Genomic DNA, 21141 nt, shown 5'->3' on the forward strand with positions numbered 1-21141 from the left:
ATGACGTGTCGATTACCTGCTTCGTTCGCCCTCGGCCTCGCCATGTTCGGGGCCATGGCCACCGGCCCGGTGGCTGCCAGTGAGGAACTGCGCATCGCCCAGCTCACGCGGTGCGGCGATCTGTTCGCCGAGAACGCGCTTAGCTGGTGCCTGAATGCCCGAGGCCTGCCCCGTGCCGACGTGCAGCTGAAGCTGAGCGGCGAGGCGCTGCCCGCCGAGCAGATCAGCCGCGACGGCAATCAGCTGCGTCTGACCCTGCCCGCCGACCAGGTCCGCAGCGGCCCGCTGTGGATCGAGCACGACGGCAAGCGCAGCAATCCGGTCTGGCTCTCGGCAGGTCGCAGCCAGGTACTCGCCGCCAAGCCCGACGAGGTGGCGCGCAACATGGATGACCTCACCACCTATGTCGATCTGGTCAGCCTGATCATCGAGGAAGACCACGAAGGTCTGGAGAAGGCCCGCCAGCTGTCCGAAAAGTACGGCGCCGAGGTAGTCGGTGCCATCCCGCCGCTCAATACCTACCAGTTGCGCCTGCCGGTGAAAGACCTGACCGAGCGCGATGCCATGGTGCTGCGCCTTGGCAGCGAGGTCGGCGTAGATGCCGTGGTGATCGAGGAATCCGCCGCGGAAAGCGACGAACAGGACAAACAGGAACGGCCGCGCCGGCAGAATCGCGAATGGGCGGCCAACCGCTTTCTCGATGCTGTCGACTATTACCGCGAGCGCATCCCGGATGACCAGCGCGCCGCCGACCGCGCGCCGGTACGCATTGGCATCATCGAACGCGCGGTGGACTTCGACGCCCCGCACTTCGCCGAATACCTCCAGCCCTGCGATCCGCGCCAGCAGCGCACCTGCCTCTATGCCCGCGACGCCGACAAGCCGGACAACCACGGCAGCAGCGTGGCCGGCATCCTCGCCGCTCACGCCAGTGACGCCCGAGACCAGGGCTTTCTCGCCTCCCTGGACGGCACCGGCCCGGGCTTCGAGGTGATCGTCGAGCGCAACTCGGACGCCGGCATCACCGCCAATGTAGCGGCCTCGGTGAATCTGGTCGAAGACGGCGCGCGGATTCTCAACTGGAGCTGGGGCATCCATCGCATCGGCACGGTGGACGTGGAAGGTGAACCGGTGGATTCGCTGCTGCGCTCGGGCATCGCCATGAGCGGCTACGAGGAGCTGCTGGAAGAATTCTTCCTCTGGCTGCGCCGCGAACATCCCGACGTGCTGGTGATCAACTCCGCGGGCAACGGGTCGGCGCACTCCGGGCGCGACGATTATCGCCTGCCGTCGTCCTTCATCACCGAGCAGCTGCTGGTGGTCGGCGGCCACGAGCGCAACGACAAGAAAGATGTTTCGGTGGAACACCCGGACTATGTGCGCAAGCGCAAGTCATCCAATGTCGACATGCGTGTGGACATCACTGCCGCAGCCTGTACGCGCGCCGCCACGCTCGATCCAGAGCAGCGCGGCGACGTGCACTGCGGCACTTCCTACGCCACACCGCTGGTGGCCGGCGCGGTGGCGGCCATGCTGTCGGTCAATCCCGAGCTCGAACCCGATCAGGTGCGTGAACTGTTGCGCCGCAGCGCCATGACCATCGGCCGCGACTCGGACTTCGAACCGGCCGAGGCGGACGACCTTACCGCGCCGATCCTGCCGTCCGAGCGCGGCTATCGGCTGGATGACAACGATGTCGGCCGCTCGGCTCGGCTCGACATGCGCAAGGCCCTGGAACTGACGGTCAAGAGCCTGGAGAACACGCGCTAGGCCACGTCACTCCATATCGCCACAAAGCTCGGCGGCACGCAGCAAGGCCGCCGTCAGCGCGTGGCGCTCCCACGGCGGCAGCGCGGCGAAACGTGTGCGGAATTCCGGCGGCAGCAACGCCGGAGCGTCCTGCAGCAATTCCCGGCCGCTGTCGCTGAGCAGCAGCCATTGGCGGCGGCGGTCCTGGTCGTCGCGCTGACGTTGCAGCAACCCGCGTTCCTCGAGTCGATCGAGCTGACCGGACAGCGTCGCGGCGGTCAGGCTCACACGCCGGCTCAGGGCGCTGGCGGTCATCTGGCCTTCACCGGCCAGCACCTGCAGGATCATCAGCTGCACCGGGCTCAGGCCGCCGTAACGCGCCAGACGCTTGGCATGCACTTCGGCATCCTGCTGCAGCCGGCGCATGGCCTGGAACAGCGGCAGTTCGAAGGCCTGAACCTCCAGCGCATTGATTTCATTTGAAACTGTTTGCTCAGCCATAATCACGCTTTTATTGACCCACTCACTTTGACATCAAAGCATTTTTTTGCTTTGGTGTAAAAAGATGACTGACCCGGCCACACGCCGATCCAGCGCCGCTGCGCTGGTCCGAAAAGCTGAACTTAGGCGATGACGGGTCAGTCACACTCCCCAACGGCAAAACCGGTAAGGACCTTATGTGTGGCATAGCTGGAGAACTTCGTTTCGATAACCGCCCCGCCGATCTGGCCGCGGTTGAACGCATCACCCAACACCTGACGGCACGCGGCCCGGACGCGTGCGGTTTCCACAGCCAGGGGCCGCTGGCCCTCGGCCATCGACGCCTGAAGATCATGGATCTGTGTGAGGCGTCCGGCCAGCCGATGATCGATTCGGCTCTCGGCCTGTCGATGGTCTTCAATGGCGCCATCTACAACTACCCCGAACTGCGCGCAGAGCTGGAAAACCTCGGCTATCGCTTCTTCTCCGAAGGCGATACCGAGGTGCTGCTCAAGGGCTACCACGCCTGGGGCGAGGCATTGCTGCCACGCCTTAATGGCATGTTCGCCTTCGCTATCTGGGAGCGGGACCGCCAGCAGCTGTTCATCGCCCGTGATCGCCTCGGCGTCAAGCCGCTGTACCTGTCACGCACCGACCAGCGCCTGCGCTTCGCCTCCTCGCTGCCGGCCCTGCTCAAGGGCGGCGACATCGCCGGTGTGCTGAACCCAGTGGCGCTGAACCATTACATGAGTTTCCATGCCGTGGTCCCGGCACCGGACACCCTGATTGCCGGCATCGAGAAGCTACCCCCGGCCAGCTGGATGCGTGTCGACGCCGATGGCACGACCACCACCGAGCGCTGGTGGGAGCTGCAGTTCGGTGCCCGCGAAGACGAGCGCGATTACAGCTTCGAAGACTGGAAGCGTCTGACCCTGGATACCATGCGCGAAGCGGTGGCGATCCGTCAGCGTGCTGCGGTGGACGTCGGCGTGCTGCTGTCCGGCGGCGTCGACTCCAGCCTGCTGGTGGGTCTGCTGCGCGAGGCGGGTGTCGACGACAACCTGCTGACCTTTTCCATCGGCTTCGAAGACGCCGGCGGCGAGCGCGGCGACGAGTTCAAGTACTCGGACATCATCGCCAAGCACTACAACACCCGCCATCACCAGCTGCGCATCCAGGAAAAGGAAATCCTCGAGCAGCTGCCGGCAGCCTTCCAGGCCATGAGCGAGCCGATGGTCAGCCACGACTGCATCGCCTTCTACCTGCTCTCGCGGGAAGTGGCCAAGCACTGCAAAGTGGTGCAGAGCGGCCAGGGTGCGGACGAGCTGTTCGCCGGTTACCACTGGTATCCGCTGGTCGATGGTGCCGAGGACCCGGTGGCGGCCTACCTCGCCGCGTTCCGCGACCGCAGCTACGAGGAATATGCCCAGACCATGCAGCAGCAATGGGTGCAGGGCGATTTCTCCGGTGATTTCGTGCGCCGCCACTTCGCCCAGCCGGGTGCCGAGGCCGCGGTGGACAAGGCGCTGCGCATCGACAGCACCGTGATGCTGGTGGATGACCCGGTCAAGCGCGTGGACAACATGACCATGGCCTGGGGCCTGGAGGCGCGCACGCCGTTCCTCGATTACCGCGTGGCCGAACTGTCGGCGCGGATTCCGGCGAAGTTCAAGCTGCCCGAAGGCGGCAAGTACGTACTCAAGGAAGCCGCACGCCAGGTGATCCCCGCCGCGGTGATCGACCGGCCCAAGGGCTACTTCCCGGTGCCGGGCCTCAAGCACCTGCAGGGTGCCACGCTGAACTGGGTGCGCGAGATGTTGCTCGACCCCAGCCAGGAGCGCGGGCTGTACAACCCGCAGATGCTGGAGAAGCTGCTCGCCGATCCGGATGGCCAGCTTACCCCGCTGCGCGGTTCCAAACTCTGGCAGCTGGCGGCGGTCAACCTATGGTTGAGCGAACAAGGCCTCTAGGGGCATCGATGAGGTCGCGCCATGGCTAGACGGCCCCAATAACCCGCTCACGAACGGCTGCGGCTGGCACGCGCCCCGGGGGCGACCGTTTCGCCCCGCCGCTGGCCGGTTCGTGACTTAGCATCAAGGAACGTACCATGCAGAAGTCCCAAGCCTACGGTCAGCGCCTGCTGCGCGGCCAGGCCCCGACCTACCAGCGGTTGCAGGCACGCTTCGCGGAGGATGGTCAGGAAGAACCCTGTGGGCCGGTGGTCCTGCACTGCGGCTGGGGGCGCATCCTCGTCGGCCACACCTATTCGGATCCCGCGCAGCTTGCCGCCGAGCTGCTCAACGAGCAGGCCGGCGAACGCGATATCGCGTTGTACGTGGCGGCGCCCCATCAGGTCCTGTCCTACGCCCCACAGCAGCTTTTCCTCGATCCCTCCGACACTCTGCGCATCTGGTTCAGCGACTACCGCCCGTCACAGAAACCATTTCGCGGCTTCTGCGTGCGCCGCGCCCAGAGCGAGGCGGACTGGCATGCGATCAACGGCCTCTATCAGTCGCGCGGCATGATGCCGGTCGACCCGGAGCGCTGCACGCCACGCGAGCAAGGCGGGCCGGTGTACTGGCTGGCCGAGGACGACACCTCCGGGCAGATCATCGGCAGCGTGATGGGCATCGACCACCACCGCGCCTTCAACGATCCGGAAAACGGCTCCAGCCTCTGGTGCCTGGCGGTTTCACCGAGCTGCCCGCGACCGGGCGTCGGCGAGGCGCTGGTGCGTCACCTGATCGAACATTACATGGGCCGCGGCCTGGCCTATCTCGATCTGTCGGTGCTGCACGACAACCAGCAGGCCAAGGCGCTGTACGCCAAGCTGGGTTTCCGCGATCTGCAGACCTTCACCGTCAAACGCAAGAACAGCTTCAACCAACCGCTGTTTCTCGGCCCGGGCCCGGAAGCAAAGCTCAACCCCTATGCCAAGATCATCGTCGACGAGGCCCGCCGGCGCGGAATCGAGATCGAGGTCAACGATGCCGAGGCCGGACTGTTCACCCTGACCCAGGGTGGTCGGCGGGTGCGTTGCCGGGAGTCGCTGTCCGATCTCACCTCGGCCGTGAGCATGACGCTCTGCCAGGACAAGCGCCTGACCCACCGCACCCTGTCCCACGCCGGGATCTGCCTGCCGGCGCAGCGGCTGGCTGGCACGGCGGAGGAAAACGCCGCCTTTCTCGCCGCACATGGCAGCGTGGTGGTCAAGCCGGTGGATGGCGAGCAGGGCATGGGCGTGGCGGTGGACCTGCGTGACGGTGCCGAGATGGAGGAAGCGATCCAGCGTGCCCGCCAGTACGACAGCCGGGTGCTGCTGGAGAGCTACCATCCGGGCCTGGACCTGCGCATCGTGGTCATCGGCTACGAGGTGGTTGCGGCAGCCGTCCGCCGCCCCGCCGAAGTCATCGGTGACGGCCGCACCCGCATCGGCGCGCTGATCGAGAAGCAGAGCCGGCGGCGCCAGGCCGCTACCGGTGGGGAGAGCCAGATCCCGCTGGACGAGGAAACCCAGCGCTGCCTGCGTGACGCCGGTTTCGATTTCGACAGCGTACTGCCCGAGGGCAAGCGCCTGTCCGTGCGGCGCACCGCCAACCTGCACACCGGCGGCACGCTGGAGGACGTCACCGCCCAGCTGCACCCGGTGCTGATCGATGCCGCTGTGCGTGCCGCCCGCGCGCTGGACATCCCGGTGGTCGGCCTCGACCTGCTGGTGCCGGCGCCGGACCAGCCGGAGTACGTCTTCATCGAAGCCAACGAGCGCGTCGGCCTGGCCAATCACGAGCCGCAGCCGACCGCCGAGCGCTTCATCGACCTGCTCTTTCCGCTCAGCGTCGCTGGCTGATCGCCACCCGCCCGGCCTCGGCCGGGCGCAGGCCATCCATCGAGGGGCAGCCCACGGGTGCCCATCACGCTGTCTCCATTCATTTCATCGGGTGGCTGCAAGGCCGCCGTCAACGGGAGGTTTCCATGACCGCACAACTACCCGAGCCCGATCTCAACTACATGCAACGGGTGCTGCTGGAGATGCTCGCCATCCCCAGCCCCACCGGCTTCACTGACACCATCGTGCGCTACGTCGCCGAGCGACTGACCGAACTGGGTATCCCCTTCGAGCTGACCCGCCGCGGCACCATCCGCGCCACGCTCAAGGGTCGCCGTTACAGCCCGGACCGCGCGGTCGCCGCTCATTTGGACACCATCGGCGCCATCGTCCGCGAGATTCACGATACCGGCCGCCTGGGCCTGGCGCCGGTGGGTTGCTGGTCGAGCCGCTTCGCCGAGGGCAGTCGCGTCAGCGTTTTCACCGATACCGGGGTGATCCGCGGCAGCGTCTTGCCGCTGCTGGCCTCCGGGCACGCTTTCAACACCGCGGTGGACGAGGCTCCGGTCAGCTGGGACCACGTCGAACTGCGCCTGGACGCCTACACCTACAGCCGCAACGAGACCTGTGCCCTGGGGGTCAACGTTGGTGATTTCGTCGCCTTCGATCCCATGCCCGAGTTCACCGAGAGCGGCTACATCAGTGCTCGCCACCTGGACGACAAGGCCGGCGTCGCGGCTTTGCTGGCCGCGCTCAAGGCCATCGTGGAAAGCGGCCGCGAGCCGCCGATCGACGTGCATCCGCTGTTCACCATCACCGAGGAAACCGGCTCCGGTGCCGCCGGCGCCCTGCCCTGGGATGTCAGCGAGTTCGTCGGCATCGACATCGCCCCCGCCGCCAAGGGCCAGGCCTCAAGCGAGCATGCGGTCACCGTGGCGATGCAGGATTCCGGCGGTCCCTATGACTTCCACCTGTCGCGCCATTTGCTCAAGCTCGCAACCGAGCACGAGATTCCGGTACGCCGCGACCTGTTCCGCTACTACCACAGCGATGCGCAATCGGCCGTGGAGGCCGGGCACGATATCCGTACCGCGTTGCTGGCCTTCGGCTGCGACGCCACCCATGGGTACGAGCGCACCCACATCGACAGCCTCGCCGCCATGAGCCGGCTGCTCTGCGGCTACATGCTCAGCCAGCCGGTATTCGCGAGCGATGCCCAGCACGCGAAGGACTCTCTGGAGCGCTTCAGCCATCAGCTGGAGCACGATGCGCAGATGGAAAACGATACCCGCGTGCCACCGGTGGATACCCTGATCGGCCGCCATTCCAATCCGCAGGAGCGCAACAGCTGAAATCCGATTGCGTGACAAGCCGCCTGCTTTGCCGCAGGCGAGGCTTGCCGCTCGGCGCGTAACTCGGCAAAGTTGTCCGGACAAGGACGTGCGGCACTCTGAAGGCGCCATGTAGAGCCCGAAGGAATCGGTACCGTCACACCGCTCTACTAATCTGTGTCGCCCTGCCCAACGGGCGCACCTGCCGGATCGAAAAATGTTGCCGCGTTTATGCCTGGCTCTGCTGCTGTTTTGCCTGTCGCTTCAAGCCTGGGCATTCACGCCTGTGGTGCTCGACTCGATCGATACGCGCCAGTCCCTCGGCAATGGCACCTTCTACCTGGAAGACCGCACCGGCCGTCTGGACGTCGATGAGGTCCTGGCACTACCGCCCGAGCGCTTTCGTGCCGTCGAGGGTGGCCACGTCAACGAAGGCAAGAACAGTTCGACTTGGTGGCTGCGCGCCGGTCTGTCCAACCGTCTCGCCGAGCCGCTGAGCGGCTTCATCGAGATCAACTACCCGCTGCTCGACCATATCGAGCTGTTCCTGCGATACCCCGATGGCAGTCTGAGCCAGCAGTTGACCGGAGACCTCCACCCATTTGCCGAGCGCCCGGTGAAGGTCAGCAATTTCTGGTTTCCGGTGAACCTGCCGCCCGGCGAAACCACCCTGCTGCTGCGCATCAAGACCACCAGCACGCTCTACGTGCCGCTGTACTTCAGCACCTACAATGCCAGCGCGTCCCAGCACGAGGAGCTGAACGGGCTCAGCGGCGCCTTCTACGGCGTGCTGTTCGCGATGTTCTGCTACAACCTGTTCCTCTTCGCCTCGCTGCGTGAGCCGGCCTATTTCTGGTACCTGGTCTATACCCTCAACGTCGGCCTGTTCGCCCTGTCCTTCGACGGTTTCCTGGTCAAGTGGCTGGCCGACGATGGCGGCTGGGTCGCTCAGGGCATCTACGTGCTGATGTTCAGCCATTGCCTGATCGCCATCCAGTTCAGCCGGCACTTCCTGCATACCCGCGAACTGTTCCCGCGACTCGACCTGCTCCTGCGCTGCACCCTGCTGGCCGCGTTCGGCAGCATGATTTCCGGCCTCGTGCTGGACGTGCAGAGCTGGAGCATCCTGGCGAGCATCACGGTGATCATCGTGTCGGCCGGGCTGCTGCTGGCGGGCGCCTTCGTCTGGCGCCGAGGCGTGCGCTACGGCGTCTACTACACCCTGGCCTGGGGCGTGCTGCTGGCATCCTTCATATTGGTCACCGCCGGCTCCCTCGGCATCGAGCTGTTGGGGCTATACGGGGCGGCCGTGGTGAAAGCCAGCGTCGCCTTCGAGCTGATCACCCTGTCCATCGGACTTGCCGACCGTATCAACCTGCTCAAGGAAGAGGGCTACCGCTCCCGCGAGGCTGCCGAACGGGCCGCCAGCGAGAACGAGGCCAAGAGCCGCTTCCTCGCCAAGATGAGCCACGAGATCCGTACACCGCTCAACGGCGTGCTCGGCATGCTGCAGCTGCTGCGCGAAACGCCGCTGGATCGCAGCCAGCAGTTCTACCTGGATACCATCTCCAGCTCCGGCAATTCGCTGATGGCAGTCATCAACGACATTCTCGACTATGCCCGCATCGGCTCCGGCAAGCTGAGCCTCGAAGACATCGACTTCGACCTGGAAATCCTCATCTCCGAGACCATTCGCCTGTTCACCGCCCAGGCGCTGGAAAAGCAGCTGAGCCTGCACGTCGGCCTGGAGCCCGGCGTCCCGCGACGCATCCGCGGCGATCCCACCCGCCTCAAGCAGATTCTGATGAACCTGCTGAGCAATGCGCTGAAGTTCACCGAACACGGCCATGTGCTGCTGGAAGTGTCCAGCCGGCAGACTCAGGACGGCTCGCGGCGCCTGGTGTTCTGCGTCAGCGACAGCGGCATCGGCATGCGCCAGGAGGTTCTGGCTCAGCTGTTCGAATCCTTCTCCCAGGGCGACTCCAGCACCACGCGCCGCTATGGCGGCAGCGGGCTGGGCCTGGCCATCAGCAAAGAGCTGGTGGAAATGATGAACGGCCATATCGAGGTGCAGAGCGCACCGGGCCGTGGCAGCCGTTTCTGCTTCGAGATTCCTTTGCATGCCGCCAGCGACGTGGAAGACCCGCTGAACCAGCTGCTGGCGGGCCGGCCGGCGCTGCTCGCCTCGCAGGACGCCCAGGGGCTGGAGGCACTCAGCCATCTGCTGCGTCGCTGGGGCATGCGTACCGAGCGTTGTCAGGACCCGGAGCGCCTGCCGGATTACCTTGCCGACTTCACCGCCCCGCCATTGCTGGTACTGCTGGCGCCCTGGCCGGGCAGTCCGAGCCAGTGGCTGGAACGTCTGCGCCCGCATCTGGAGAGCAATCAGCGCGTGCTGATGCTCTATTCGCCGATTCACGAGCCGCCACCCGTCACGCCGGGGCTGCGTCTGGTCAGTCTGGCGCTGCCGCTGCAGAGCGCGCCGCTGCGCGAGGCATTGCAAATGCTCTACGCCCAGGAACCGGCAACCGCCGGCGAGCGCGGTTCCCCCTCACCGGCGCAGCCGCAGGGCGAACCCTGCATCCTCGTCGCCGAAGACAATCCGGTGAACCAGATGGTGGTGCGCGGCCTGCTGAAGAAACGCGGCTACGCCGTGCAGCTCGCCGACAACGGCCGCCAGGCCGTGGATCTCTACCGCCGCGATCCGCACGCCGTTCAGCTGATCCTGATGGATTGCGAAATGCCCGAGCTGGACGGTTTCGAGGCCAGCCGCCAGATCCGTGAACTGGAAGCGGAACAGCAGCTGCAGGCCGTGCCCATCATCGCGGTGACCGCCCATGTGCTGGCCGAGCACCGCCAGCGTGGCCTCGACGCCGGGATGGACGAGTTCATCGGTAAGCCGCTGGAGAGCCGGCAGCTGTATGCTTGCCTGGACAGCTACCTGCAGGGCGGCGCGACCTAGCATCGCCCCTCCGTCTTACCGAAGAAGCCCCATGCTCATACCCCACGACCAGCTCGAACCGGACACCCTGACCCGCCTCATCGAGGATTTCGTCACTCGTGACGGCACCGACAATGGCGACGAAACGCCACTGGAAACCCGGGTCGCGCGGGTACGCCGCGCCCTGGACAAAGGCCAAGCCGTGATCGTCTTCGATGCGGACAGTCAGCAGTGCCAGCTCGCGCTCAAGCGCGACGTGCCCAGGGAGTGGCTGGACTGAGCCGCACCGGGGTCAGCCGAACAACCCGCTTTCCCGCTCCCAGGCGCAGCGCATGCGTAGGTCGCTCTGCTGCGGGCTGTGGCTACCCGAGTCGGTTTCCCAGCGAAAGGTATGGGTGCCGTTGAGCTCGGTCTCCAGGTGCACCACGGCGCTGGTCCAGTACAGCTGTTTGAGCAGCGCCTCGAAGCGCTGCACCCACAGCGCCCACTCGTACTCGACGGCGCGGTAACTAGCGCCGAAGTGGATCACCTGGGTCTGATACAGGCCCAGATCCTCGTCACGGCAGAAGGAAAACATCTCGCGGCCGATGAACGGCCAGGCCTCACCCTGCGGCAACGCCTGCACGGCGGCCAGATTGTTCGCCCGGCGCTGGCGGCACTGCTCGAGGTCGGCGGATGGCCAATCGCGGATGCAGCCATAAACGATGGATTCAGACTCCAAGCAGAACTCCGGCGCGCTAGGTTGGGACGTGGACGGCGAGCTTTCTAGCACAGCACGGCGAGCCGGTCATCCGCGGCATGGCAAGCGGTGACGCAGGCCACAGCCAGACCGCTCAGCGATCGACATGTCGTGGCCGCAGCCGCATCGCCAGCAGTGACATGCACGCCGCCATGCCGGTCAGCACCAGGAATGGCATGCGATAGTCCCCGGCCAGATCGCGACCGAGTCCGGCCAGCACCGGTGTCAGGCAGGCCAGGCAGTAACCCGTGCAGAGCATCATCGCGGTGAGTCGGCTGACGGCCAGCGGCGTGCCGGCTTCGTACATCGGCGAAATCAGCGCCAGGGAAAAGGTGCCATTGAGCGCAACACCCAGCAGCATGCAGACCACCAGCGGCTGCCAGCCGGGTCGCAGCGCGATCAGCGCCAGGCACAGGGTCGCCAGCACTCCGCAGGTCGCCATGATGCGATGACGGTTGCCCAGGCGCTGCGCCAGCCAGGGCATGGCGAAGGCGCTCGGCAGGCCGATCAGCATGAAGCCACTGAAGAACGCATTGCTCTGCAGCAGGCTGTAGCCCACCTCGTGATAACGCGCCACCAGCCAAGTGGCCAGCGCGTAGAACAGCCCGGCCTGCAGCGCAAAGTAGATGCTCAACAGCCAGGCCCGCGGCTCATTCCAGGGCAAGCCCGCACCGCTTTCACTGGCGGCCTCCGGCTGATTGGGCAGCCGCAACCAGATCAACAGCGCCATCACCGCTGGCAGCGCCCAGACCGCCAGGCCGGCATTCCACTGCTGGCCCAACGCTTCGGTGGCCGGCGCCGTCAGCACGACGCCGAGGGTCCCGCCCACCGCCATGCTCAGCGAGTACCAGGCGGCGACCTTGCCCATGCGTTCGAGAAAGTAACGTTTGATGAAACCGGACAACAACGGCCCGGCAACGGCGATGCCGGCACCGACCAGGCCGGCGGTGACGATCAGCAGCACGGCATTGTGGCCGAACAGGCGCAGCACCAGCGCCGCGGCGATCAGACCAAGACACAGGGCGATGCTGCGCTCCAGACCGAAGCGCACCGCCAGCCGCGGTGCCAACGGCGCCAGCAGGCCCATCAGCAATACCGGCAAGGCTGTGGTCAGGCTGATCAGGCCACGGGACAGGGCAAGCTCTTCGGCGATGCGTTCGATCAGCGGGGCGAAGGACGTGATACCAGGACGCAGGTTGATCGCTGCCAGCACCAGGGCCAGCATCAACAGTCCGCGGGAAGGGAAATTCACAAGCGATCCATAGGGTTACGGCAAGAAACCGGACAGGCAACCCTACTCCCCAGCCTCCCCGGAGGCAACCGCACCGGCCGCTTGAAGGCAGCGGCCGGCCGGATTCAGACGGCCTTGCTCTTGGCCCGCTTCTTTTCGGCGAGCAGCGCCATCTCGTCATAGATCGCCTGAGGATTCTGCTGCTTGACCTTCCAGGCCATGCGCCCCTCCTCGTGCGGCAGGATCATGAACTCGCCCTTGGCGACCTGCTGGTGGATGTAGTCGGCGATGTCCGCCGCGGTGATCGGCGATGACTCCAGCAGCTTGCCGATCTGCGCCTTCACGTTCGGCGTCGGCCCGCGGAAGGAATCCAGCAGGTTGGTCTGGAAGAACGACGGACAGACCACGTGCACACCCACTTCGGCCTGGCGCAGCTCGACCATCAGGCTCTCGGAGAGCGCCACCACACCGGCCTTGGCCACGTTGTAGTTGCTCATGCCGGGCGCCTGCATCAGCGCCGCCATGGAGGCGATGTTGATGATCTTGCCCTTGCTCTTCTGAACCAGCGGCAGAAACGCCTTGCAGCCCTTGACCACCCCCATCAGGTTGATCGCGATCTGCCAATCCCAGTCTTCCAGCGACAGCTCGTCGAAGAAACCGCCCGATGCCACGCCGGCGTTGTTGACCACGACATCGATGCCGCCGAGCTTCTCTTCGCAGGCCTGGGCGAAGGCGATCAGCTGGCTGTAGTCACGCACGTCGCAGCGCATGGTGAAGCCATCGCCGCCCGCCTCGCGAACCATTTTCAGGGTTTCCGCCAGCCCGGCCTCATTGACGTCGGAAAGCGCCAGTTGCCAGCCCTCGCGCGCCCAGCGCAGGGCGATTTCCCGTCCGAGTCCGGAACCGGCGCCGGTGATCATCATGCGATTGTGCATTGTTGTGCTGCCTTTGTTGTTCGGGTAGTGGCAGCGAGTCTAGCGAATGCCCGGAGCCGTACCGGCATCCATCAGATTGATGAATGCCCCTGGCAAACCCTTGGCCAATGGGGCTGACCGCCCGGTCCCCGGCAGGCAATATGGCGGCAACATGGGCGCGGTGCTGGCCGGTGATTTGCGCGCCACCAATGAAAAAGGGCAGCCCGTGGGCTGCCCTTTCGCTTGCCGCTGATCGCCTTAGTGAGCGACGGCGCCGGTTGCACCCAGACCGGTCTGCGAGCGGACGAACTGGGCGAAGAAGCGCTCGCGCTCCTCCCCTGCCCGCTTGGACTTGTCGGTAACCGAGAAGAACCAGATACCGACGAAGGCGGCGACCATGGAGAACAGCGCCGGGTACTTGTAGGGGAAGATCGCCTCGGCATAGCCGAATACGTCGACCCACACGGTGGGGCTGATGATGGTCAGCACCAGCGCGGTGATCAGGCCCAGCGCGCCGCCGAACAGCGCACCGCGCGTGCTCAGCCCCTTCCAGTACATGGAAAGGAACAGCACGGGGAAGTTGCAGCTGGCGGCGATGGAGAACGCCAGGCCGACCATGAAGGCGATGTTCTGCTTCTCGAAGATGATGCCTAGCAGAATCGCCACCACGCCCAGGGTCAGGGTGGTCAGCTTGGTCACACGCATCTCGTCCTCTTCCCGCGCCTTGCCCTGCTTGATCACGCAGGCATAGAGGTCATGGGAAACCGCCGAGGCACCGGCCAGGGTCAGGCCGGCCACTACCGCGAGGATGGTGGCGAAGGCGACCGCGGAGATGAAGCCGAGGAACAGGTTGCCGCCCACGGCGCTGGCCAGGTGGATGGCGACCATGTTGGTGCCGCCGACGATGGCACCGGTCACGTCCTTGAAGTCCGGGTTGGTGCTGACCAGCAGGATCGCGCCGAAGCCGATGATGAAGGTCAGGATGTAGAAGTAGCCGATGAAGCCGGTGGCGTAGAACACGCTCTTGCGCGCTTCCTTGGCGTCGGACACGGTGAAGAAGCGCATCAGGATGTGCGGCAGGCCGGCGGTACCGAACATCAGTGCCAGGCCCAGGGAAATCGCCGAGATCGGGTCGGAAACCAGACCGCCCGGGCTCATGATCTGAGCGCCTTTCTCGTGGATCTTCACCGCTTCGGCGAACAGGCTGCCGAAATCGAAGCCGACGGTCTTCATCACCATGATGGCCATGAAGCTGGCGCCCGACAGCAGCAGGACCGCCTTGATGATCTGCACCCAGGTGGTCGCCAGCATGCCGCCGAACAGCACATACATGACCATCAGCACACCGACCAGCACCACAGCCACGTAGTAGTCCAGGCCGAACAGCAGCTGGATCAGCTTGCCGGCACCGACCATCTGCGCGATCAGGTAGAAGGCCACCACGATCAGCGAGCCGAATGCCGAGAGCAGACGGATCTGCGTCTGGCCGAGGCGATAGGACGCCACGTCGGAGAAGGTGAACTTGCCCAGGTTGCGCAGGCGTTCAGCCATCAGGAACAGGATGATCGGCCAACCGACGAGGAAGCCGATGGAGTAGATCAGGCCGTCATAGCCGCTGGTGTAGACCAGCGCGGAAATGCCCAGGAAGGACGCCGCCGACATGAAGTCGCCGGCAATCGCCAGACCATTCTGGAAGCCGGTGATGCTGCCGCCGGCAGTGTAGTAGTCAGCGGTCGAGGTGTTGCGCTTGGCCGCCCACTTGGTGATGCCCATGGTGAACACGATGAACACCACGAACATGATGATGGCGGTGTAATTGGTGGCCTGCTTCTGAACTTCGCCGGTAATGGCATCGGCGAGCAGCGCGGGCGAGACTGCCAACAGCAGGGCAGTCATCAGGAAACGCAGGATCATTATTTCTGTGCCTCGTTGAGGATTTCCTGGTTGATGCGATCGAACTCACCGTTGGCACGCTGCACATAGACACCGGTCAGGATGAAAGCCATGAAGATCACGCCCACGCCCACCGGAATGCCCCAGGTGGTGACGGTATCGGCGGCAAGCGGGATGCCGAGGATCTTCGGCTCGAAGGCGATCAGCAGGATGAACGCGAGGTAGGCGCCGAGCATGACGGCCGACAGCATCCAGGCGAAACGCCCGCGCTTGGCCACCAGCTCCTGGAAACGCGGATTGGCATAGATCTGCCGGTAAACATTTTCATTGTGCATTGGAATCTGTCTCCACGGTCGCTGCCCCCTGATGGAGGCAGGGCGGCCACTTTAGGCCCGGCCGAAGCGAACACCACCCGACTTTGGTCTGAATGCGTCTTGCGAAAAGGCCCGACATAGAGCCCTCGAGCCGCATGAATCGGCGCTTCGCAACAATTCCAAACACAAATAGTGTGGCGCTATGTCGCACATGCAGAACGTTGATTTCAGACATTGCTCGACCTCGACCAGACTCTCCTTGTCGCGAGAACGATTCTCGACTGCACAAGGAGACAGGCCATGCTCAAGACCGTGACGTTCACCCTGATGCACTTCTGCATTGCCTTTTCGGTGACCTACGCGCTGACCGGCAGCATCGCCATCGGCGGACTGGTCGCCGCCATCGAGCCGTTGTGCAATTCGGTAGGTTTCTACTTCCACGAGAAGGTCTGGCAGCGATTCGAACGCAGTAGACGCAGCGCAGCGATTCCTAAGCATGCCTGGCTGCACCACCAGGCCTGACGCCTGCCCCGCACGGGTACTGCTTGCCATCGGGGCTCGACAGCAACTGTCGAGCCGTCGGCATTTCCATCCCCGCGCAGGGATCGAATTCCCCGCGCCGCTGCCATAGAGATGTTGGCTTGCACTGCGCTGCCAATGCAGTTCTGATGGGACAGGCGGCACGAGAAATCCGTTGCCGCCTCGCTACAGGCCGCGATGGCCTGTCAACGGAGATACACCATGCAGCTGTTGTTGCGCCTGACCGCCCTGCTCGCCCTGATCGTTACGCCGCTGCACGCGGCTGATCTCAGCATCGAGGAGTATGGCTACCCCCTGGCCAATCCTTTCGAAGCGACCATCGCCGGCACGCCGAGCGCATTGCGCGCCGAGGTACCCAGCGACGACGCCATCGACCAGGCTGACTACAGCCTGCGTCTGCGGCCGGAGCGCGAATTCACCCTGCCGGACAACTTCTGGCCGGTCAAACAGCTGCGCTATCGCCTGGCACGCCAGCGCGGGCCGGCGCCGCTGATCTTCATCATTTCCGGCACCGGTGCGCATTACTCGGCGGGCAAGACCGAGGCACTCAAGCGGCTGTTCTACGGCGCCGGCTACCACGTGGTGCAGCTGTCTTCGCCCACCAGCTACGACTTCATGTCCGCTGCCTCGCGCTATGCCACACCTGGCATCAGTGCCGACGATGCCAAGGATCTCTATCGGGTCATGCAGGCCATTCGCGCCAGGCATCACAAGCTGCCTGTCACCGAGTTCCACCTCACCGGCTACAGCCTCGGCGCGCTGAACGCCGCGTTCGTCAGCCAGCTGGACGAAACCCGCGGCAGCTTCAATTTCAAGCGCGTGCTGCTGCTCAACCCGCCGGTGAACCTCTACACCTCGGTCGGCAACCTGGACAAATTGGTGCAGACCCGCGTCGACGGCATCGACAACCACACCACCTTCTATGAGGTGGTGCTGGAAAAGCTCACCCGCTACTACCGGCAGCGCGGCTACATCGACCTCGACGAGGCGATGCTCTACGACTTCCAGCAGTCGGCGCTGAAGCTCAGCGACGAGCAGATGGCCATGCTGATCGGCTCGGTGTTCCGTTTTTCCGCCGCCGACATCAACTTCACCTCGGACCTGATCAACCGTCGCGGACTGATCGTGCCGCAGGACTATCCGATCAACGAGGGCACACGCCTGGAGCCGTTCTTCAAGCGCGCCCTGCTCTGCGACTTCGACTGCTACATCACCGAGCAGCTGATTCCCATGTGGCGGGCGCAGTACGACGGCGGCAGCCTGCCGCAGCTGATCCAGCAGGTCAGCCTCTATGCCCTCGAGGATTATCTGCGCCAGAGCCCGAAGATCGCGGTCATGCACAACGCCGACGACGTGATCCTCGGTGCCGGTGACATCGGCTTTCTACGCCGCACCTTCGGCGATCGCCTGACGCTCTATCCGCGCGGCGGCCACTGCGGCAACCTCACCTACCGCGTCAACGCCCAACATATGCTGGAGTTCTTCCGTGGCTAAAGGAATGCTGTTGCCGCTGCTGCTGCTCAGCGGCCTGGCCTTCGCCGACACACCGGCGGTCGACGAGGATGGCTTCACCCATCCGTTACGCAACCTGGAGTTCAATCCGGGGCTGGATCAACGTGAGTTCGAGCGCGCCACCTTTCAGGCGCTGGATGTCTACGACCCGTTCGAATCGGTCAACCGGCGCATCTACCACTTCAACTACCGGCTCGATCAATGGGTGATGCTGCCGGTGGTGCGAGGCTATCGCTATGTCACGCCGCAACCGGTGCGCACCGGTGTGAGCAACTTCTTCGCCAACCTCGGGGAGATTCCGACGCTGTTCAACAGCGTCGCGCAGCTCAAGGGACAGCGTGCGGCGAATGCCACCGCCCGCTTCCTGTTCAACAGCATTCTGGGCGTGGGCGGACTCTGGGACCCGGCCACACGCATGGGTCTGGTGCGCCAGAGCGAAGACTTTGGCCAGACGCTCGGATATTGGGGCGTTCCCCAGGGGCCCTACCTGATCATTCCGGCTCTCGGCCCCTCCAACCTGCGCGATGCCACCGGCCGCGTCACCGATTTCGCCGTCGAGCGACAGGTCGACTTCCTCCAGTACTCCGAGACCACCGGTGGCGAGCTGAGCCTGACCGCATTGCGCGCCATCAACGCCCGCCACGTCACCAGCTTCCGTTACGGCCAGCTGAACTCGCCGTTCGAGTACGAGAAGGTGCGCTATGTCTACAGCCGTGCGAGGGACCTCATGGTGAAGGAATGATCCAAGCAGTCGATTGGATAGAGCGATAATGCGCAACCATTGATCGAAGCCGCACGATTATTCTGGTGTCATTCCAGACCAGAGGCATTCGACATGTCCCAGCGTGAAATCCTTTCCATCACCACCGGCCGCGCCACTTCCGACGGCGCCGGCGTCAGTCTTACCCGCGTATTTGGTGGCGCCGCGCCGGAACGCTTCGATCCGTTCCTGATGCTCGACGAGTTCGGCTCCAACGATCCCGACGAGTACATCGCCGGCTTTCCACCACATCCGCACCGCGGCTTCGAAACCATCACCTACATGCTCGAGGGGCGCATGCGTCACGAGGATCACATGGGCAATGTCGGGCGGCTGGAAAGTGGCGGCGTGCAGTGGATGACCGCAGCGCGCGGCGTGATCCACAGCGAGATGCCGGAGCAGGAGCAAGGCCTCATGCGCGGCTTCCAGCTGTGGCTGAACCTGCCCGCCTACGCCAAGCTCGGCGAGCCGGGCTACCGTGACTTCGCACCGGCGGAAATTCCACAGCTGACGCTGCCAGGCGGGGTACAGGCGAAAGTCATCGCCGGCACGCTGAAGGTCGACGGCATCGAGCAGCCGGGCGTCGTGCAGCGTCCGGATACCGAGCCGCAGCTTTTCGATCTGCATCTGCCGGCCGGTAGCGGCATCAGCCCGCAGGTGCCGGAAGGCCATCGGCTGCTGCTTTATGTCTACGAGGGTGCGCTGCGCCTTGGCGAACACACGCTGGGCAAAGGCCAGCTGGTGCGCCTGTCCGAACATGGTGAGGTGCGGTTGCACAGCGAGTCGGGAACCCGCCTGCTGCTGTTGGCCGGGCGCCCCCTGGGCGAGCCCATCGTGCAGTACGGCCCCTTCGTGATGAACAGCCGGGAGGAGATCGAGCAGGCGCTGCGGGATTTCCGCGATGGAACGCTGGCCTGATTCGGCTGGGTCGACTGGATGGCCGGAACCACCGGGATGCCGCCCGGGATGTAGCCGGCCGTCACCTATGGGGTGGCGTTAGCGCACCACACGCCGCCACGCTGCACGGGCAGGAAAGCGCATTACACCGCCTTGCGCTTCTTCTTTTTCTTGTACAGCCCCGGCTCGCCGTCCGGCCGGGTCTTAAAGCGCCGGTGCGCCCAGAGATACTGCTCAGGCAGGGCGCTGACGGCCTCCTCGACCCACTGATTGATGCGCAGACAATCGGCCTCCTCGCTCTCGCCAGGGAAATCCTCCAGCGGCGGATGGATCACCAGCCGATAACCCGAACCATCCGCCAGGCGCTCCTGCGTGAACGGTACGACCTTGGCCCTGCCTAGCCGAGCGAACTTGGTGGTGGCGGTCACCGTGGCGGCCTGGATACCGAACAGCGGTACGAACAGACTCTGCTTGCGGCCATAGTCCTGATCCGGCGCGTACCAGATGGCGCGGCCGGCACGCAGAACCTTGAGCATGGCCCGCACGTCTTCCCGCTCGATGGCGGTGGCGTCGCGGTTGTGCCGCTCGCGTCCGCGGCGCTGTACATAGTCGAACAGCGGATTCTTGTGCTCGCGGTACATGCCATCGATGGTGTGGCGCTGACCGAGCAATGCGGCGCCGATTTCCAGCGTGGTGAAATGCAGCGCCATCAGGATCACCCCCTGCCCGGCCGCCTGGGCCTGCTGCAGATGCTCCAGTCCCTCGATCTTTGCCAGCCGCTGCAGGCGCGCCTGCGGCCACCACCAGCTCATCGCCATTTCGAAGAAAGCAATGCCGGTGGACGCGAAGTTCTCGCGCAACAGACGTTCACGCTGCGACTGGCTGAGTTCGGGAAAGCACAGCTCCAGGTTGCGTCGCGCGATGTAGCGCCGGGAACCGGCGAATCGGAACATCAACGCACCGAGCCCACGGCCCAGTTGCAGCAAGAGCGGATACGGCAACTGCACCAGCAGCCAGAGCAGTCCAAGCCCCAGCCACAGCGGCCAGAAGCGCGGATGCAGGAAGTACGCACGAAACTGAGGACGGTCCATGAATAGCTCGACAACCGATGAAGCGACGCATTCTAGCGGCAAAAGCCGTGGTTGACCGAGCCTCGGCGCACCAGCGATCGCCCAGGACACACGCGGCGGGTTGCAGGCAGCGGCACACCTCGTTATAAGTCCTCGCCATTTACCGCAGCAGGCAGACCATGAGCCAAGCCGACCTCCCCGACCAGTCCCCAGCCTTCCAGCTCAAGGGCAGCATGCTCGCCATCACCGTGCTGGAGCTGGCCAGCAACGACATCGAACGTCTCGACGAACAGCTCGCGGCCAAGGTCGAGCAAGCCCCGGACTTCTTCAACAATACGCCGCTGGTCCTGGCGCTGGACAAATTGCCCGAGGCGGCGCGGGAAATCGACATCAAGGCATTGGTCGCACTCTGCCGCAAGCATCGGTTGCGCACTCTGGCCCTGCGCGCCAGCGAGCCGGCGCATATCGAAGCAGCGGCGGTGCTGGATCTACCGGTGCTGCCGCCTTCGGGGGCTCGCGAGCGCCAGGTCGACCTGGCATCGAAGGCTCCGGCCAAGCCTGCCGAACTGGTCTACCGCCCGACCCGCGTGGTCACCACGCCCATCCGCGGCGGCCAGCAGATCTACGCACAGGGCGGCGACCTCATTGTGCTGGCGCCGGTAAGCCCCGGTGCGGAACTTCTCGCCGATGGCAACATCCATGTCTACGGTCCGCTTCGCGGTCGCGCCCTGGCTGGCATCAAGGGCGATACTTCGGCGCGGATCTTCTGCCAGCAGCTCGCAGCGGAAATGGTCTCCATCGCCGGCCAATACAAGGTCGCCGAGGACCTGCGACGCGATCCTCTCTGGGCTGAAGCGGTACGCATCAGCCTCTCCGGCGACGTGTTGAACATCACCCGCCTTTAACGGATACTGCCGCGAATTTTCAAGGACCAAACGGGCAAT

The 21141-nt window shown here is 64.7% G+C and carries 18 protein-coding genes; 11 read left to right on the plus strand and 7 right to left on the minus strand.

The window, feature by feature from the left end:
• Window positions 1-1770 carry a S8/S53 family peptidase gene (locus tag P5703_RS13985; RefSeq protein WP_125866483.1) on the plus strand — a complete coding sequence of 590 codons (1770 nt, stop codon included), beginning with the start codon at window positions 1-3 and terminating at the stop codon, window positions 1768-1770.
• Between the two features lie 6 nt (window positions 1771-1776).
• On the opposite strand, the gene P5703_RS13990 is transcribed toward P5703_RS13985, so the two are convergent.
• Window positions 1777-2250, minus strand: coding sequence for a MarR family winged helix-turn-helix transcriptional regulator (locus P5703_RS13990; protein ID WP_014596231.1), 474 nt, complete (start codon window positions 2248-2250; stop codon window positions 1777-1779).
• A gap of 176 nt (window positions 2251-2426) precedes the next feature.
• Here P5703_RS13990 and P5703_RS13995 point away from each other — a divergent pair, with 176 nt between their 5' ends.
• The 5 genes from P5703_RS13995 to P5703_RS14015 all read left to right on the plus strand — a co-directional run bounded on the left by P5703_RS13995 (window position 2427) and on the right by P5703_RS14015 (window position 10607).
• Window positions 2427-4199, plus strand: a complete 1773-nt coding sequence (locus P5703_RS13995; protein WP_011912612.1) for an N-acetylglutaminylglutamine amidotransferase — start codon at window positions 2427-2429, stop codon at window positions 4197-4199.
• A 137-nt stretch (window positions 4200-4336) separates the two neighbouring features.
• Window positions 4337-6076 carry an N-acetylglutaminylglutamine synthetase gene (gene ngg, locus P5703_RS14000; protein WP_279641681.1) on the plus strand — a complete coding sequence of 580 codons (1740 nt, stop codon included), beginning with the start codon at window positions 4337-4339 and terminating at the stop codon, window positions 6074-6076.
• A 125-nt stretch (window positions 6077-6201) separates the two neighbouring features.
• Window positions 6202-7407, plus strand: a complete 1206-nt coding sequence (locus P5703_RS14005; protein WP_011912610.1) for an osmoprotectant NAGGN system M42 family peptidase — start codon at window positions 6202-6204, stop codon at window positions 7405-7407.
• Window positions 7408-7603: 196 nt separating this feature from the next.
• Window positions 7604-10348, plus strand: coding sequence for a hybrid sensor histidine kinase/response regulator (locus P5703_RS14010; protein ID WP_234492624.1), 2745 nt, complete (start codon window positions 7604-7606; stop codon window positions 10346-10348).
• Between the two features lie 31 nt (window positions 10349-10379).
• Window positions 10380-10607, plus strand: a complete 228-nt coding sequence (locus tag P5703_RS14015) for a YheU family protein (protein ID WP_014596227.1) — start codon at window positions 10380-10382, stop codon at window positions 10605-10607.
• Between the two features lie 12 nt (window positions 10608-10619).
• Here P5703_RS14015 and P5703_RS14020 read toward each other — a convergent pair whose 3' ends face one another.
• From P5703_RS14020 to P5703_RS14040, 5 genes are all read right to left on the minus strand, one after another.
• On the minus strand, window positions 10620-11048 hold the full coding sequence (locus tag P5703_RS14020; RefSeq protein WP_013982262.1) for a hypothetical protein: 429 nt from the start codon (window positions 11046-11048) through the stop codon (window positions 10620-10622).
• 112 nt (window positions 11049-11160) lie between these two features.
• Window positions 11161-12291: an MFS transporter gene (locus P5703_RS14025; protein ID WP_020307348.1), complete on the minus strand. Its 1131-nt coding sequence runs from the start codon at window positions 12289-12291 to the stop codon at window positions 11161-11163.
• A 131-nt stretch (window positions 12292-12422) separates the two neighbouring features.
• Complete coding sequence (locus P5703_RS14030) at window positions 12423-13232, minus strand: SDR family oxidoreductase (RefSeq protein ID WP_014596225.1); 810 nt, start codon at window positions 13230-13232, stop codon at window positions 12423-12425.
• A 237-nt stretch (window positions 13233-13469) separates the two neighbouring features.
• Window positions 13470-15125: a cation acetate symporter gene (locus P5703_RS14035; RefSeq protein WP_014596223.1), complete on the minus strand. Its 1656-nt coding sequence runs from the start codon at window positions 15123-15125 to the stop codon at window positions 13470-13472.
• Window positions 15125-15439 carry a DUF485 domain-containing protein gene (locus P5703_RS14040; RefSeq protein ID WP_014596222.1) on the minus strand — a complete coding sequence of 105 codons (315 nt, stop codon included), beginning with the start codon at window positions 15437-15439 and terminating at the stop codon, window positions 15125-15127. Before P5703_RS14040 ends, P5703_RS14035 begins: the two co-directional genes overlap by 1 nt.
• Window positions 15440-15718: 279 nt before the next feature.
• On the opposite strand from P5703_RS14040, the gene P5703_RS14045 reads away from it, so the two are divergent.
• From P5703_RS14045 to P5703_RS14060, 4 genes are all read left to right on the plus strand, one after another.
• Window positions 15719-15940: a DUF2061 domain-containing protein gene (locus P5703_RS14045; protein WP_013982257.1), complete on the plus strand. Its 222-nt coding sequence runs from the start codon at window positions 15719-15721 to the stop codon at window positions 15938-15940.
• Between the two features lie 219 nt (window positions 15941-16159).
• A complete protein-coding gene (gene mlaY, locus P5703_RS14050; protein WP_014596220.1) occupies window positions 16160-17452 on the plus strand; it encodes a lipid asymmetry maintenance lipase MlaY in 1293 nt (430 codons plus the stop codon).
• Between the two features lie 4 nt (window positions 17453-17456).
• Entirely contained in the window at window positions 17457-18212 is a 756-nt protein-coding gene (locus tag P5703_RS14055; RefSeq protein WP_014596219.1) for an MlaA family lipoprotein, read from the plus strand.
• A gap of 93 nt (window positions 18213-18305) precedes the next feature.
• Complete coding sequence (locus P5703_RS14060; RefSeq protein ID WP_172883151.1) at window positions 18306-19148, plus strand: pirin family protein; 843 nt, start codon at window positions 18306-18308, stop codon at window positions 19146-19148.
• 122 nt (window positions 19149-19270) lie between these two features.
• On the opposite strand, the gene P5703_RS14065 is transcribed toward P5703_RS14060, so the two are convergent.
• Window positions 19271-20218, minus strand: coding sequence for a lipid A biosynthesis lauroyl acyltransferase (locus P5703_RS14065; protein ID WP_020307341.1), 948 nt, complete (start codon window positions 20216-20218; stop codon window positions 19271-19273).
• 158 nt (window positions 20219-20376) lie between these two features.
• On the opposite strand from P5703_RS14065, the gene minC reads away from it, so the two are divergent.
• On the plus strand, window positions 20377-21102 hold the full coding sequence (minC, locus tag P5703_RS14070; RefSeq protein WP_020307340.1) for a septum site-determining protein MinC: 726 nt from the start codon (window positions 20377-20379) through the stop codon (window positions 21100-21102).
• Window positions 21103-21141 lie beyond the last annotated feature (39 nt).

It is taken from the genome of Stutzerimonas sp. FeSN7 (genome assembly GCF_030263795.1).
Classification (GTDB): Bacteria; Pseudomonadota; Gammaproteobacteria; order Pseudomonadales; family Pseudomonadaceae; genus Stutzerimonas; species Stutzerimonas stutzeri.

Coding starts and splice junctions, on each gene's coding strand:
- P5703_RS14060 (WP_172883151.1), top strand. CDS start 18,306: ATGTCCCAGCGTGAAATCCTTTCCATCACCACCGGCCGCGCCACTTCC.
- P5703_RS14040 (WP_014596222.1), bottom strand. CDS start 15,439: ATGCACAATGAAAATGTTTACCGGCAGATCTATGCCAATCCGCGTTTC.
- P5703_RS13990 (WP_014596231.1), bottom strand. CDS start 2,250: ATGGCTGAGCAAACAGTTTCAAATGAAATCAATGCGCTGGAGGTTCAG.
- P5703_RS14055 (WP_014596219.1), top strand. CDS start 17,457: ATGCTGTTGCCGCTGCTGCTGCTCAGCGGCCTGGCCTTCGCCGACACA.
- P5703_RS13985 (WP_125866483.1), top strand. CDS start 1: ATGACGTGTCGATTACCTGCTTCGTTCGCCCTCGGCCTCGCCATGTTC.
- P5703_RS13995 (WP_011912612.1), top strand. CDS start 2,427: ATGTGTGGCATAGCTGGAGAACTTCGTTTCGATAACCGCCCCGCCGAT.
- ngg (WP_279641681.1), top strand. CDS start 4,337: ATGCAGAAGTCCCAAGCCTACGGTCAGCGCCTGCTGCGCGGCCAGGCC.
- P5703_RS14015 (WP_014596227.1), top strand. CDS start 10,380: ATGCTCATACCCCACGACCAGCTCGAACCGGACACCCTGACCCGCCTC.
- P5703_RS14025 (WP_020307348.1), bottom strand. CDS start 12,291: ATGCTGGCCCTGGTGCTGGCAGCGATCAACCTGCGTCCTGGTATCACG.
- P5703_RS14030 (WP_014596225.1), bottom strand. CDS start 13,232: ATGCACAATCGCATGATGATCACCGGCGCCGGTTCCGGACTCGGACGG.
- P5703_RS14010 (WP_234492624.1), top strand. CDS start 7,604: ATGTTGCCGCGTTTATGCCTGGCTCTGCTGCTGTTTTGCCTGTCGCTT.
- P5703_RS14005 (WP_011912610.1), top strand. CDS start 6,202: ATGACCGCACAACTACCCGAGCCCGATCTCAACTACATGCAACGGGTG.
- minC (WP_020307340.1), top strand. CDS start 20,377: ATGAGCCAAGCCGACCTCCCCGACCAGTCCCCAGCCTTCCAGCTCAAG.
- P5703_RS14035 (WP_014596223.1), bottom strand. CDS start 15,125: ATGATCCTGCGTTTCCTGATGACTGCCCTGCTGTTGGCAGTCTCGCCC.
- P5703_RS14065 (WP_020307341.1), bottom strand. CDS start 20,218: ATGGACCGTCCTCAGTTTCGTGCGTACTTCCTGCATCCGCGCTTCTGG.
- mlaY (WP_014596220.1), top strand. CDS start 16,160: ATGCAGCTGTTGTTGCGCCTGACCGCCCTGCTCGCCCTGATCGTTACG.
- P5703_RS14045 (WP_013982257.1), top strand. CDS start 15,719: ATGCTCAAGACCGTGACGTTCACCCTGATGCACTTCTGCATTGCCTTT.